This is a genomic window from Myxococcales bacterium, from assembly GCA_016699535.1.
Taxonomy (GTDB): Bacteria; Myxococcota_A; Polyangia; order Polyangiales.
Genome location: CP064980.1, coordinates 3,350,424 through 3,364,091, shown reverse-complemented (window position 1 = coordinate 3,364,091; position 13,668 = coordinate 3,350,424). Strand labels below are relative to the sequence as shown.

The 13,668-nt window shown below is 49.3% G+C and carries 14 protein-coding genes; 5 read left to right on the top strand and 9 right to left on the bottom strand.

Annotation, left to right across the window (positions count from 1 at the left end):
* Positions 1-332 precede the first annotated feature (332 nt).
* The 5 genes from folP to IPJ88_15845 are packed head-to-tail and all read left to right on the top strand — an operon-like array spanning position 333 to position 4,859.
* Positions 333-1,220: a dihydropteroate synthase gene (folP, locus tag IPJ88_15865; protein ID QQR89651.1), complete on the top strand. Its 888-nt coding sequence runs from the start codon at positions 333-335 to the stop codon at positions 1,218-1,220.
* On the top strand, positions 1,217-2,227 hold the full coding sequence (locus IPJ88_15860; protein ID QQR89650.1) for a TIGR00159 family protein: 1,011 nt from the start codon (positions 1,217-1,219) through the stop codon (positions 2,225-2,227). Before folP ends, IPJ88_15860 begins: the two co-directional genes overlap by 4 nt.
* Positions 2,224-3,180 carry a hypothetical protein gene (locus IPJ88_15855; GenBank protein QQR89649.1) on the top strand — a complete coding sequence of 319 codons (957 nt, stop codon included), beginning with the start codon at positions 2,224-2,226 and terminating at the stop codon, positions 3,178-3,180. Before IPJ88_15860 ends, IPJ88_15855 begins: the two co-directional genes overlap by 4 nt.
* A 6-nt stretch (positions 3,181-3,186) precedes the next feature.
* Positions 3,187-3,609, top strand: coding sequence for a hypothetical protein (locus IPJ88_15850; GenBank protein ID QQR89648.1), 423 nt, complete (start codon positions 3,187-3,189; stop codon positions 3,607-3,609).
* The gene (locus IPJ88_15845) at positions 3,525-4,859 is read left to right on the top strand and encodes an STAS domain-containing protein (protein ID QQR89647.1); all 1,335 of its coding nucleotides are present in this window, start codon (positions 3,525-3,527) and stop codon (positions 4,857-4,859) included. Before IPJ88_15850 ends, IPJ88_15845 begins: the two co-directional genes overlap by 85 nt.
* Positions 4,860-4,884: 25 nt before the next feature.
* Here IPJ88_15845 and IPJ88_15840 read toward each other — a convergent pair whose 3' ends face one another.
* From IPJ88_15840 to IPJ88_15800, 9 genes are all read right to left on the bottom strand, one after another.
* On the bottom strand, positions 4,885-6,213 hold the full coding sequence (locus IPJ88_15840) for a phosphoglucosamine mutase (GenBank protein QQR89646.1): 1,329 nt from the start codon (positions 6,211-6,213) through the stop codon (positions 4,885-4,887).
* 116 nt (positions 6,214-6,329) lie between these two features.
* The gene (locus IPJ88_15835) at positions 6,330-7,100 is read right to left on the bottom strand and encodes a translocation/assembly module TamB domain-containing protein (GenBank protein ID QQR89645.1); all 771 of its coding nucleotides are present in this window, start codon (positions 7,098-7,100) and stop codon (positions 6,330-6,332) included.
* Complete coding sequence (locus tag IPJ88_15830; protein ID QQR89644.1) at positions 7,052-9,061, bottom strand: hypothetical protein; 2,010 nt, start codon at positions 9,059-9,061, stop codon at positions 7,052-7,054. The genes IPJ88_15835 and IPJ88_15830 overlap by 49 nt, the downstream gene beginning before the upstream one ends.
* Positions 8,977-9,996 carry a hypothetical protein gene (locus IPJ88_15825; protein ID QQR89643.1) on the bottom strand — a complete coding sequence of 340 codons (1,020 nt, stop codon included), beginning with the start codon at positions 9,994-9,996 and terminating at the stop codon, positions 8,977-8,979. Before IPJ88_15825 ends, IPJ88_15830 begins: the two co-directional genes overlap by 85 nt.
* 10 nt (positions 9,997-10,006) lie before the next feature.
* Positions 10,007-10,909 carry a hypothetical protein gene (locus IPJ88_15820; GenBank protein ID QQR89642.1) on the bottom strand — a complete coding sequence of 301 codons (903 nt, stop codon included), beginning with the start codon at positions 10,907-10,909 and terminating at the stop codon, positions 10,007-10,009.
* Complete coding sequence (locus tag IPJ88_15815; GenBank protein QQR89641.1) at positions 10,906-11,163, bottom strand: hypothetical protein; 258 nt, start codon at positions 11,161-11,163, stop codon at positions 10,906-10,908. The genes IPJ88_15820 and IPJ88_15815 overlap by 4 nt, the downstream gene beginning before the upstream one ends.
* On the bottom strand, positions 11,114-12,250 hold the full coding sequence (locus IPJ88_15810; protein QQR89640.1) for a hypothetical protein: 1,137 nt from the start codon (positions 12,248-12,250) through the stop codon (positions 11,114-11,116). The genes IPJ88_15815 and IPJ88_15810 overlap by 50 nt, the downstream gene beginning before the upstream one ends.
* Positions 12,172-12,876: a hypothetical protein gene (locus IPJ88_15805; GenBank protein QQR89639.1), complete on the bottom strand. Its 705-nt coding sequence runs from the start codon at positions 12,874-12,876 to the stop codon at positions 12,172-12,174. The genes IPJ88_15810 and IPJ88_15805 overlap by 79 nt, the downstream gene beginning before the upstream one ends.
* 261 nt (positions 12,877-13,137) lie before the next feature.
* A complete protein-coding gene (locus tag IPJ88_15800) occupies positions 13,138-13,668 on the bottom strand; it encodes a cytochrome c (protein QQR89638.1) in 531 nt (176 codons plus the stop codon).

The following is a 13,668-nucleotide window of genomic DNA, read 5'->3' as shown; positions in this document are numbered from 1 at the left end:
AACAAACGGGCTCACGGGCTCTAGCACCCGCTCGACAGGTACCGATGTACCATCCTCCTCAGTCCTGTGGGCACGCTCAAATCTACGAAAACATCGAAAAAAGAGTTGTCTTCTAGCTTTGCCTTTTTGTTCGCATACTTTTTTTGTTAACAGCTGTCTTTTGTCACTGACTGACCGGGTACGTTTAGTTGCGGGTTAATGAACGGCAATCACGGGCTTTTTTGCCCTATACACATCGCGTCATTTGTCGGCTTGTCGGCTTTCTGACAAGATGTAGGTGTAGCGCGTATACTTTAAAATGGAAAAAGCACCTTGGTTGCTCCGTAGGTGTAGTGTATCCAGTTGTTTACTTAACCAATGCAGCTTCAACGTCAAATCTGGGGATTTTAAACATTACGCCTGATTCGTTCAGCGATGGTGGGGCTTTTCTTCGTCCTGAAGATGCCTTGGCGCGTGCAAAGCAAATGCTCAGCGAGGGCGCTGATGTGATCGACGTTGGAGGCGAGTCAAGTCGACCTGCAGGAGGCGACTACGGTGAAGGATCAACGCAAGTTGATGAAGCGGAAGAGCTGCGACGAGTTATTCCAGTGATCAGGGCGCTAAGAAGTGAACTCGGCGCGACCATATCGATCGATACCGTCAAAGCTCAAGTCGCTCAACAAGCTTTGGAAGCAGGCGCGAGTATTGTAAACGATGTCTCGTGCGCAGCAAACGATGAGTTGTTGAGTCTCGTAGCGGAAAAACAAGTTCACTACGTACTGATGCATAATCGTGCAGATGGCAAGGTAGCGGGCGAGAACGCTTCGTACAGCCATGTTGCAGCGCAAGTATGTGATGAGTTGCAGCAGGGCGTGGAGCGCTGTCTGAGTAAAGGCATAGAGCAAAATAAGCTTTGGCTCGATCCTGGTTTAGGGTTTGCCAAATCCGCAGAAGCGACGGTTGATATCTTGGCAAAACTTACGGATGTCGTGAGTTTAGGCTATCCGGTACTTCTTGGGCATTCACGAAAATCGTTTATCGCAAGAGTGAGCGCTGATGCCAATGGCAAAAAGCCCGAACCATCTCGGCGCATGAGCGCTGGTGCAGTTGTTACGGCATGGGGCTATTGGGCAGGCGCCCAAGCCATACGCACGCATGATGTCTTTGAGACAAGGCAAGCTATGTGTATGGCCAGCGCGTTGAGCGAGCGCTTGGACGTGGAAAGGATGCTTCTGCAATGATTGTCTCATTGGTAGAAAGCATTGTTGAGTTTTTCCAACGCTCGCCGTGGGTTGTTCTCACTGATATTGCCGATATTTGTTTGGTTAGCGTGGTGATTTATTGGGTACTGCTTTTGGTACGGGGCACACGCGCCATGCAAATGGGTGTAGGGCTAGTGTTGGTTTTTGTCGTGCATCACCTGTCTCGGCAGTTTGGTTTGGTTACGCTATACACACTGCTTGACACTCTTCTTGCCTCGATAGTGCTTATCATCGTGGTTATTTTTCAAAATGACATTCGACGTGCGCTTATGCGCTTTGGCCGCAGACCTTTTCTGCATTTAGGTCGTCAGACAAAAGAAGATTTTATTATTGAGGAAGTAATCAGTGCTGCAACGAGCTTGGCTCAGAAACGTATCGGCGCTCTTATCGTTTTCGAACGCGATGCGATGCTTGACGAGTTTATTGATCAAGGCACTCATTTGGATGCTGTTGTAAGTAAAGAGCTTCTTTATAGCCTTTTTATTCCGAGTTTTGAAAATCCAATGCACGATGGAGCAGTTATCCTTCGCGAAGGTAAGGTGTGGCGCGCTGGAGCATTTTTGCCGCTTACTGGTAGTCCTAAACTCGATCAAAGCCTAGGTACCCGACACCGTGCGGCTATCGGTATTACCGAAGAAACAGATGCCGTTGTTGTAGTGGTTTCTGAAGAGCGAGGGTCGATAAGCTTATGCTTCAACGGCAATATCGTAAGAAAACTTGATTCGAGTTCTTTACGCGAGGCACTTGGCGGATTGTTCCATGGAAAGCGACAGCGAAAAGCAAGTGTTCTGCCCAAAAGTGATGGAGCGAAATCAAAGGATGGACGCTCTTCGAAGACAGCGAACAAAGATCCCTCTCAGCGTGTGAGCCTCAAGAATAGTGTTCGGCCGGAATCTCGATCGGGAAGTCTAAGCAGTCCTCCTGGGGTAACTCCAGGGAGAGATTCTAAAGCGAAACCGAATCAAAATAAGGAGACTTTGTCGTGAGTGCTCTCCGTGTTGCTCGTAAAGTACAGCGACTTTTTACCAATCAAATGGGCATGAAGCTTACAGCGATTGTTTTTTCAATCGGGCTTTTTGCTTTGGTGCGTGGTGCTCAGGATGCGCAACGAACCGTGTTAGTTGAAGTTGCCCCGCTTCTTCCTCCGGATACCTCCGAAAGCGTGCTTGTGAGTGAGATTCCGGAAGCTGTTCGTCTGACACTGCAGGGGAGTCGTTCAGTTCTTAGCACGATACAGCGTGATGGTATTCCACCTGTTCATGTCGACGTTAGGGATACAGAAAAACGTTATTTATACTTAAATCAGTCCTCTTTTGAGATGCCACCCGGCGTCAATATTATTCAGATTTCCCCCGCAAGCATTCGATTAAATTATGCCAAGCGGGTACAAAAACGTGTCAAAATCCTCGCAGAAACGACAGGAAAATCGCGACGTGGACTATCTGTGTTGCCGCCAGTGCGGGTCGTTCCTGATACGATTATTGTGCGCGGACCCAAGGGCAAGGTATCTGACCTAAAAATTGCTCATACTGAGCCAATCGATATTTCTTCTTTGGACGTGGGAACACATGTCCAAGAGATACCGTTGGAGCCCCCGGCTGATTTTGTTAGTTATCTGGATCAGTCGTCTGTTCGTGTGGAAATAGAAATTGTTCCTGAAATAAAGGAGAAGCGATTAAATAGGCTTAGTGTGGCTGTCTTGGGGGCTCAGAGCGCAAAACTTAGGCCCACTCGAGTAACAGTAGTGCTGCAGGGTGACCCAGAAATTATCGATAGTTTGGATCCTGAACATATTGTTCCCTACGTAAGTCTTGCAGACCTTGCATCGACTAAAAGAGGAATGCAGCCCATTTCAGTTTATGTACGAGGCGTTCCCAAGGGCGTAAATGTTGCTCGTATTCTTCCTCCCGATGTACTCGTTGCATTGCAAAAAAAATGAGCGATCATGAAAGCGAAAGCGATAGTTACAGGCGCTTTGCCTTATCTCAACAGCGGTCTGCGTAAAGATTTTGTTGCAGGTCTGAGTGTCTCGGCTCTCCTTGTGCCTCAGTCTGTTGCTTACGCGTTGCTTGCAGGACTTCCACCGGAAGTCGGTTTGTATTCGGCGTTGCTTCCACCTGTGGTTTATGGCCTGCTTGGTAGTAGTCGTTATCTTTCTGTCGGTCCCGTCGCTCTGGATTCTCTTTTAGTAGGAGCATCTTTATCGCTGTTGAGTCACAAACATGGCGTATCCGCTTTGGCGATTGCTCCGATGTTTTGCGCCGTTGTGGGCATGGTTCAACTTTGCCTCGGTTTATTGCATGGCGGATTTTTGGCCAATTCCTTTCCCGGCCGGTCCTACGAGGCTTTACGAGTGCGGCTGCTTTAATTATCGCGCTAAAACAAGTGCCATTGCTTCTTGGGGTGCAGCTTCCCAAAGGAAGCGACAACTTTAGTGCCTTTGTCTTTCTGATCGAACAGGTGGAAAAAACACATTTAGCGACTTTCACGATAGCGCTGGGCACGATTGCTATTCTCTGGGTATGCAAAGTGTTCTGGCCCAAATTTCCAGCTGTGTTGCTCGTGACTTTGCTGGGAATTTGTCTGGCAGCCATTGTTCATACCGATCAACTTGGAGTGAACAATGTCGGGCCCATACCAACAGGTTTGCCGACGTTCAAAGTTCCGGTTTGGGATTTTTCTTTGCTCTTTTCCGTGACTACAGCTGCAACGAGCATCGCGTTTATTGGTTTTGTTGAAGCCATTTCAATCGGCAAAGGCTTGGCGCGTAGTGCTGCGGAGGAGCCCTATCCAAACCGGGAATTTTTTGCCTTGGGCTGTGCCAACTTTGCCGGAAGTTTCTCAGGGTGTTACCCCGTTTCGGGAAGTTTTTCTCGTTCAGCCGTAGCCGCTCGTGCCTCGGCAATAAGCGCAAGACACAACTGGTTTGCGGCTACAATTGTTATTATGGTTTTGCTTTGGCTTACGCCTTGGGTGAGACTATTGCCTGTTTCTGTTATTGCCGCGGTTATCTTTGTTTCTGTCCTTGGTTTGCTGGAAATTGGAGAACTGCGACGTCTTCGCCGTTTTGATCGGAAAGACCTGTTTTTGTTGGGCCTTGCCTTTGTTTCGACTTGGAGCTTTGGCGTTCAAAACGGTTTGCTTATTGGCGTTGGAGCCTCTCTCATTACTTTTGTGTTTCGCACCACTCGTCCACACTACGCTTTGTTGGGTCGTCTGCCTGGGACGGAAATCTATAGAAATGTTTTACGGTATTCGGAGGCTCAACGCTGCGAAGGTGTACTGTTGCTGCGCATTGACGCTCAGTTCTATTTCGGAAATGTGAGTTTCTTGCGAGAAACGTTACGGGTTTTGGAGCGAGACCTGAAGGAGAAGTTACACTTTGTTGTGCTCGATGCCAGTGGTATCAACTATCTTGATTCTTCGGCGGAAGCTGCGCTTCGCGAACTCGTGTGCGACTACAAGAGACGTGGTATTTGTTTGAAAATGGCTTCAGTTAAAGGTCCCGTGCGTGATGTCATGGAGCGTTCAGGCTTGGCTGAGTTAATCGGTGAGGAAAACCTGTTCTTTAGGGTTCATGAAGCGGCTCAAAGCTGTCACACCACAACGGAAGTCTAGACGAGCTCGCTTTTTGCAGTATTAATCATTCTTTTGCTAGAGTAGAGATAAGCTTATGATCGGGTCCTTCGATCATCACCCGTAGCTTTGCTTCTGTCCCACTCCATCGAACCAGGACGCGGCCTTCTTTTCCTAACTTTGCTTCAATCAAACGGATTTGCTTGCTCGTCTTTTTAAGGTTTTCAAGGGCTTTGCGTGTCTTGAAAGTAGCATTCACTAGCACCTGTGGAACGGGCTGCATCACTTCGTTTGCCAATTCAGAAAGCGGGCGGTTTTCTTGTAGTATAATAGATAGAAGTTGGAGTGCTGCTACAAGGCCATCTCCAGTGGTGACGTGATCTAGAAAAACAAGATGTCCAGATTGCTCGCCTCCAAAGTTGTATCCTCCGCGGCGCAATGTTTCGACCACATAGCGGTCACCGACCGGACAACGAATAAGCTTCCCATTCTCGCGTTGAAGTGATCGTTCAAGACCAAGGTTAGACATGACGGTTGCGACAAGGGTCTTCTTTTTTAAAGTTTTTGCTCGAATCATGCGAGTCGCACAAAGCGCCATGATGACGTCGCCATCGATGGTGTTTCCTTTTTCGTCGATGAAGATGACGCGATCGGCATCTCCGTCAAGAGCGATACCAAGATGAGCATGCCGCTTCTTTACCTCACGCGCACAGTGCTCGGGATGCAGTGCGCCGCAACGTGAATTGATGTTTTTCCCATTTGGTTTTATGCCAATGGGAAATACCTCGGCTCCAAGCTCGGCAAATACACAGGGTGCAGCTCGATAGGCCGCGCCGTGTGCTGCATCGACTACAATGCGTACGCCATCGAGTTGTAGATGTTGAGGAAAACGTGATTTGACAAAAGCTACATAGCGTCCCCAAGCGTCGTCTAGGCGGTCTGCTCTACCAATGGATTTGCCGATGGGTCGTCGGCTATCGAGTTCGTTTCCCAAAATAAGGCTTTCAATTTCAAGTTCAACCTCATCCGGTAGTTTGTATCCGTCGGGGCCAAATATTTTGATTCCGTTATCCTCAAATGGATTATGTGATGCACTGATAACAATTCCAGCACTTGCACGCATGCTTGTAGTGATATGAGCAATGGCTGGGGTCGGAAGAGGACCGGAGAGTAGGACGCGCCCTCCAAAGGTACAGACTCCTGCTGCGAGGGAGGTTTCAAATAGATAGCCAGACAGGCGAGTGTCTTTGCCGATAACGACACGAGGAGATCGAATACCCCGTTTTCGTGCTTGGTAGCTGACCGCGGCTCCAACCCGGAAGGCCGTCTCAGGGCTCATAATTCCTTGGTTTGCCAGACCGCGAATGCCGTCGGTTCCGAAGAGTTTACGCTGCATGCAGGCTATCTACACGTCGTGCGCCAAGAAGTCGAGTGCCCGGGAATTCTGAGGCGGAGCGCTGTATCATGACCGTCGGTAAGGCGAGAATCGAATCAACACAGGGGCACACATCTCTAGGGCTCCCAAGTAAGATCCAACCCGAAAGTGCTGGGCGGCCAGTAGCGGGTGGTGCCCACAAAGTCATAAGGAAACTGAAGTTCTAACAAAAAGCGTGTACCTGCACCCTGTTGCTGAAGTTGCTGTTGCTGTATTTGAGGGCTGTCTTGTGCGGAGGACAGAGGAAAAGCCCCTTCAATGTACGCCCCGCGAACTACAGACTTCATAAATGGTGGGATAATTGTGTCTGCTTGAAAACCGAGTCGAGCCCTTGTGCTACTGAAGCCACTTTGTCCCGTCTCGATTGAGATGACCGGCACCAATTCTCCAAATTCTCGTCGTGCACCCAAGGTAAGAATACCGGCGGTCAGACCTGCCAAAAAGGATGCTGCTTGCTGCTCAGCAGCGGCAACGCCAAAACCACTTTGGTTCTGACCCGAAGCGCAGCGACCACTAATCAACAAATCGATGACTTGGCTTTGTTCCCGGCAGTCTGGGTGATTGGAGGTAAAATCAACTTTTGGAGCACGTAGCCGACCGCCGACTGAAATCGTGACAAGAGTTCCACCGGATGATGCAACTTCGTGTGTGGCTTGAAGATTCAATTCCGGGTTGAGTTCGCTTGAGCCATCAAAATTCATGGTTCCTCTAGAGAGCTCAAAGCGCTTTCCAAACAGGTCGAAAAAACCTCTTCGTAGATCGGCATAGCCTTCAATATACAAGTAGGGATCTTTGTACGTCACATCAAGTTTTGAAGCGACCTGCGCGGAAAAATCCGAACGTCGCACCCAAAAGGGTTGCGACGCATCGATTGCATATGGACGATGAAGGGTGTTGAATCCCCTTCTTCAGTAGCAGTCTTTCCGCCGTCTACTGTAAGGTCGGGGTGGGGACTCAACTCCTGAACCCCCGAGTTGTTTTCATCGGGTAAGGCTACCGATAAGTTGTGTACGACCATGGCTGCATCCAGACGTTCCGGTGTCGTTGTGGCTGTCATATTGGCTGAACCAGTAAGGCGAGCTAAAACTGCTCCTTCTCGTCGAACCGGAAAGCGTGACGAATTTAGACTAAGTTTGATTTTTGTAGGACGAAGACCTTCGAAACCGATACCACCCAAGATACGTGAACTCCCTTGGCCGTCCGTAGCTCGTATGTTTTTTAGTTCTGCCCATTTCTCTCTGAAAATAATTTGTCCTTGAATGTTTTGTAGCTGCTGACCGAGTCCGACTAGCTGCAGATAGCCATTGGAGACATCCATACTTCCCGTAATACGAATATCATTTATCGAACCCGCTAAATCGACTTGTCCGGTCGCTATCGCATCGGCGTTCGTTACACTGGGAATCGAGGTGAGAATCGGTTGCAGGCGTGCCTTTTTGAATTTTGCATGCAATGAAAAAGGAGCGTCAGAATCAAAGCTTGCAAAGGGTGGCTGGGCTAGCCACTTGAGCGGCAGGTGTCCTGTAACAGTACCTTTACCTTTGAAAAGGTCTTCTGTGGTGGCTTCGACGGATACCCCTTCCGGAGTGGTTTTTGCTTCAAGGGTGAGTACGATAGGGCTTGTTTCAAAAAAGCGAAGCGCTGAAGACCTAAGTTCAATCGTCCAGGACGGTTTTTCGGTGAACAAAGCTTTTGCATTCCAAGCGATGTCAGCGGGGCCCTTAATGTAGTTTGGCATAAGAGGGATATCTTCCATGGGCATGCGCCATAGATGCCCACTAAAACGTGTTCCCGGAATGCTGAAAGGCAGTTCTGCACGAATCCATTGATGCAAAGGAGTTTTCGCAGAGGCTTCGGCTTTAAAGGTTCGATCGGTGCCGACAAAACCGTCGAAACTAAGATGTGTTTGGTCGTTGTTTGTATCGCCACGAATCCGCATGCGTGGACGTGATTTTGAAAGACCACCTGCCTTCGATGATCCGAACCAAGTGGTGCTAAGGTCGACCGATCCGGTGGTCGTCTGTTGACCCCCTGAAAAATTAGCCTTTCCTTGAATCACAGCCGGGAAATTTAGATACTCAGAAAGGGGAGAAGGGAGCCTGTCGAGGCGACGCGGTGGAAAGGCAAAGGAGAGTTGCCACGGCTGGTCAAGTACCTTTGCTGCAAACGCAGAGCTTGCCTCAGGGATGGTGTTCGGTGGTAGCTGAAAAGCTCCTTCTGCATCAAAAAGCTTACGCTGCTCATGTAAGGTGCTTAGCGAAAGAAGCAGCGTTTGGCCTCCGAAATTAAAACGCGTTTGGATATCGACAGGTGACGAATCACGAAAGACGAACTCCGACAAACGTAAGGTTCCGTCGAGACTAAACTCGTGAAAAAAACCATTGAACTCGAGATCTCCAAAAACCGAAGCGGAAAGATTCTCAAGTGGCTTCTTGGTCGCACGCGAAATGACATCAAGCGAAAGATTGTCGATGCTTGCCAAAAAGTGATGTTGTCCCTGACGAATAGCCTCAATCGGGTGTTCGACATCGAGTTGAAGATGGCTGCTGCCATTGATTGATAAAACAGCACGTTCTTCGATTTCTGCTTGGGCATCGAATTCGAGTACACCATCGCTATAGTTCAACACATAAACAGCAGTGACGGGCTCCAAGGAAAGGAAGTTACCTTCACGTAATGCGCCTTCGATCAACAGTTCAGGTGAACTCAGATGTCCTCGAAGACTTAGATGCAAGTCCGCTCGACCGGCAAAAGGTTCGACACCTGTTGCCAAGATGGCACGTAGGCCTGCGATATCAAAATCCTGCATTGTGCTTCAATCTCTTCGGTGCCATCAAAGCGGTATTGCCCACTGACTTGCAGGCGTTGGGTACCGTTCGCCAGAACGATGCGTTCGACTACTAGGTCTTGTCCGGGATGAAAGGTAAGACCCTCAACAAAGCCACGCCATGTACCGCCGGCAGCTGAAACAACTACCTGCTTGGCGTGCAGGAGATAGCCGTCCGTGCTGGCTTGAATCGTGGCAGCGAACTCTGCTCTGCGTTGCTCAGGTGTGCCTGCACGTCCTTCGACAGCATAGGTGTAAGGGCCTCCAGCGATGGTTAACTCCGTATCCCCAAGGACGTAGTTCCCGACGCGAACACCTTTGCCTGAGAGTCGTGTTTTTACATAAGGCTGTCTTAGTGCACCACGATACAGGCCATCAAATACCAGTGTCTCTGCTTTAATGCTTCTGTAGTGGACTGCGGAAAGTGCAATCGAGCCCCTTACTTCAAGGCTACTTGATGACGAACCCAGGGTATCGATTGCAACCTTTGCTTTTGCATCTGCTTGAATCTCGGATGGTACGTTGGGATCACGTCCAATGTTCTTGAGGTTAGCTTCCAACTCGAGCCGGATACGTCCATTGAAAAACGCATCTCCTTGACCTTTGATGGATCCAGCAAGATGCCTAGAAAGCATTGCATCGATTTGTATTCGATTCGCAAGAATTCGTCCCTGCATAGTGAAAGCGGGGAAAGTGATTCCTTTGTATTCAAAAGCTTGGACATCAATATCAAGCTTTGGGTGCGGCTGGCTTGCGGTGACGGTTGCGGAACCCGAGACGGCTATGTCAGGTGCTTCAGCAAGAACTTTGCTAAGCCTAAGTTGTGATGTCTTGAAGGTCACGACGGCGTTTTGTCCTGAAGCAAGGGAGCCTTCAATGTTTACAATGCCTCCTTCGGTGGTGGCTTTTGCTTCCATTTGAAGTTTGTCAGGCGGGCCAAAAGACGAAAATCCCTGCCGCGTTAAAATTAAGGATCTTCGCCCATTCAAAACCCAGTCCCTGAATTGTTCGAGCCGACACGCTTGCTGTGTTAACGTGTACATCAAGCGTGGGCTCATCTGCTTTCTTAGGATCTTTAAAATAGCGTAACGCGACAGTATAGTGCTCCGTTCCATTCTTGAGACGTGCAGCCAAACTAATCCCTCTCGCTAAATCGGTTTCAATCAGTCCTCGTAAATCTTGAAGTGCGAGCTTGAAAGGAAAGGGTTCGAGCAATTGGCCCTGCGCACTGAAAACGGTGACCTGAATTTTTCGATTGAACTCAAGACGCCAGTTTGCTTTGAAGTCTTTAGCCAACAGGCCCTTGAGTCCAAGAACCTCACCTCGCACTGCAACCTTTTCAATTTGTATGTCGTCAACAACAGCGTGGATGGGTGGTCCTATTCCTGGCGTAGGGTCTCGCGCTTCAAAGGCAGTGATTAAGGTAGGCAATCCACTCTCGGATGGGTAGAGGTTGACGCGTCCTCCATTGAGGCGCGCGTGAGCGAAACGAAGTGTGCCTCGGAATGCTGCTCGAAAATCTGGTGTGATGGTAACCGTTTTTCCGAAAGCAACTCGACGTCCTTCGGCATCGTAAAGATATACGTTTTTGGTCACGACCTTTGTTGGGCTGATCGAAACGATTTCTGAAATCTGGAGCTGACCTTTGATTTCTCCGTTGACAAGATCATGAACCAAATTTGCAACCAAGTGACGACCTTGAGGAAGCTGAATATGGTACCAGGCGCTTACGCTTACTGAAACGAGCACGATAAAAAAGGTTGCAATCGTAACACGTGCAGCGATAAGAGACGCGATAAGAGCGCGCATGCCTGCCCGTCGTGCTTTCAAAACGATTCTCCTATCGTTAGGTGCAGCGCGCCTGGAAAACCAAAAAAGAGTAGGCTTGCATCGGACGGTTTCCCTGCTCGTTCTGGATCGCGTTCATCCTTTCCGATAACCTGTGCGCCAGGAACTCGCCAACCTGCATCAAAACGAATGGGGCCGATAATGGTGTGGTAGCGAAATCCAAGTCCTAAAGTTGTTTGAGGATGGTCAAAACGAAATTGCTTGGATTGCGAGACATCTCCTGCATCTGCAAACACCTGGACCGAGCGTGGCAAGACGGGGATCTGTCGCCGGATTAAACGAGCTCTCGAGAATCTCCATGATGCCCATCGCAAAACGTCCAGCAAGAGTAAAGCCTAACGGCAATGGCAAATAGACACGCGCATCAGGCGTAAATCGCAAGTAGGTCCATGATCCGGGCGGGATGGCTTCATGAAGCCCGAGTGCGAAGAATGAGCCCTTATGGGGTTGTCGTGGCCGGTCGCGAAGGTCGAGCCGGGCGTATTGTTCAAAGAAAAGCACTTCATACTTTTTCGGGGGATCCTCGACACTGGCCCCGATATGTGTCGGAAAGAAAACGTTGCCGTGAATTCGAGTCGAAGCAAAAAGGTGCCCTTTTGCAAAATAGCGTTGTGGCCCGACCCATGCATCCAGATTGTGACGAGAATAGTCCTCGCCATAGGGCTGCGGTCCAAAATCCCAGCGTGCACCCGACGTCAAAGTAGTGCGTGTTTCAACGAAGCCAGGTTGCTGGAATTCGACGGTGACCAAGTTACCCAAGACGGGGTCTCCATCGGATGCCTGTGGAAAGTTTCTCGTAAAAATCAAACGCGGACGCTCTTCGATGCGTAGTCTACGTAAGCCACCAAGAAGATTTCGAAACTCGACAAAGCCCAACACGTGCAGGTCCCACTGCAAAACATCTTGCTGCTCTTGAACACTGCTAAGTTGGGCAATTCCGGAAAGCATTCCAACACCTAGACCGTATCGAAACAACCGTCCGGGCGTGACGTGGATATGGACATCGATAATTGCATTTTTTTCGTTCAGCTCAGGCTCGATTTCAACAGATGAAAAAGCACCGAGTGCGTAGACTTCTCGTCGTGCTTCTTCGAGCGCAGTGAGGCTAAAGGCTGAACGTTTATGAATTTTCGCAGCGCCCAAAATAGTTGATTTTGGAAGGTCGTAGCGGTCGTCTACAACCACATCAACCTTTCCAAAACGACATGCTGGGCCAGGGTAGATAACTACCTTAACGGTAGCCGTTAATTTGCGCGTATCGATTTTAACGCTGCCCTCAATTTCAGCATGGGCATAGGAAGCGTCTTGTAGGATTCGAAGCAATGTTTTTTGTTCAAGTCGTACTCTGCTTCATCAAAGCGCTGCCCGATCATACGGCCTATTTGCTTGTGTAATCTGCGGCGAAGATCAATCTCCAATTCGGTATCTTCGTTAAGCTCCAAGGATCGAACAATAACCGGTTCGCCTTCGTATACTTGGACTTTTACCGTAGCGTGTTTTTCACTTTCCTCTTCACCTAGGCGTAGCTTTTGCCCTTCCATGAGCAGTGTTCGGTCAGAGTCCAACGCTGAGTTGGGAAGAACTTCGCTATTCAAGATGCGGGCTCTGTAAAAACCACGTGCTCGGTACCAACGCACAATGCGCTCCAGGTCACGCTCAAAAATTGTCCGTTCAAAGACAGGCCAGTCGGTCCAAGGCCAGCGCCACAACGACAAGGTGACGCGATCTGTGTCGAAGGGCGGAACATTGCATTCGGGTTCGGGAACCGCTCCCAAATTAAATGAAAAAGAGGAACGTTCTTGCGTAGCTAAACAGGCTTGCAGGGATTTAGCATCCATCTGCTGTACACCACTAAGCTCAAAATTGGTGATTCCATACCGTCCCTTGGGAACCGAGGCGCAAGCACTAAACAGAGTGATTCCAGCACAAAAGAAGAATAACTGTGGCACAAATAGACGGCACCTTGGCTGTTTGCTCGATGGTTCGGCCGGACGTGTTTGCAAAGTAGTTCGCTTGCTCTTCGCGCCCGTTTTTTTGCGAGCTCGCGCGACGCTAGCGTCCGTTTTCAAACGAGCTCGCGCGACGCCAGCGTCCGCTCGACTATGGCAGTTCAAACGGAATGAATTTGAGCCAGATACCGGATGCCCCACTAGCCGCTTATAGCCTAGATTACGGCAGTTTTCACAGCTGTTTTATGCTAAAAAGCTGCTTTAGGGAGCTGAAAGGTCTTTGACGATGTTGAGGGTCGACAGATAGACCATCACGGCCGCCATGTCCTTTTCGGGCAGTCGCTTTTCCGAAATCGGCTGCATTTTCCCTGAGCCTTTGCGAATTTGCCGATACATATCCGAAATCGACCAACGAATGCCAATCAAACTTGGTCCGAGGTCGTCTTGACCACCAGGGTGGCATGAACCGCATGCACGATCGTAGCGGCGCTCACCAGATTTCAGAAGCTTTTTCCAATTCGCTTTTGTCAAAGAGCTAAGCTCTTGCTCGATCGCATTGGCACGCGGATCGATTAAACCCGGATCGTTCTGCCCAGATGCAGTGACTTCGGTATCTGCGTTAGCTTCCGATGCCTCATCGCCTGAACTAAGCTCTGCTTCTGAAGCATCGTCGTTTGCACTATTTTGACAATTGCTGTCAGACCCAAGGATAAGAAAAACCAAAGGTAATAGTTTTTTGAAAACATGGTCAGCTCCTCTGCCTATCAACTCCAAAATAACGGCCTTTGCCAA

Bases quoted from the DNA above. Each gene is read 5' to 3' on its own strand.
- IPJ88_15860 (QQR89650.1), top strand. From the start codon at position 1,217: ATGATTGTCTCATTGGTAGAAAGCATTGTTGAGTTTTTCCAACGCTCG.
- IPJ88_15850 (QQR89648.1), top strand. From the start codon at position 3,187: ATGAAAGCGAAAGCGATAGTTACAGGCGCTTTGCCTTATCTCAACAGC.
- IPJ88_15840 (QQR89646.1), bottom strand. From the start codon at position 6,213: ATGCAGCGTAAACTCTTCGGAACCGACGGCATTCGCGGTCTGGCAAAC.
- IPJ88_15830 (QQR89644.1), bottom strand. From the start codon at position 9,061: ATGCAGGATTTTGATATCGCAGGCCTACGTGCCATCTTGGCAACAGGT.
- IPJ88_15825 (QQR89643.1), bottom strand. From the start codon at position 9,996: ATGGAAGCAAAAGCCACCACCGAAGGAGGCATTGTAAACATTGAAGGC.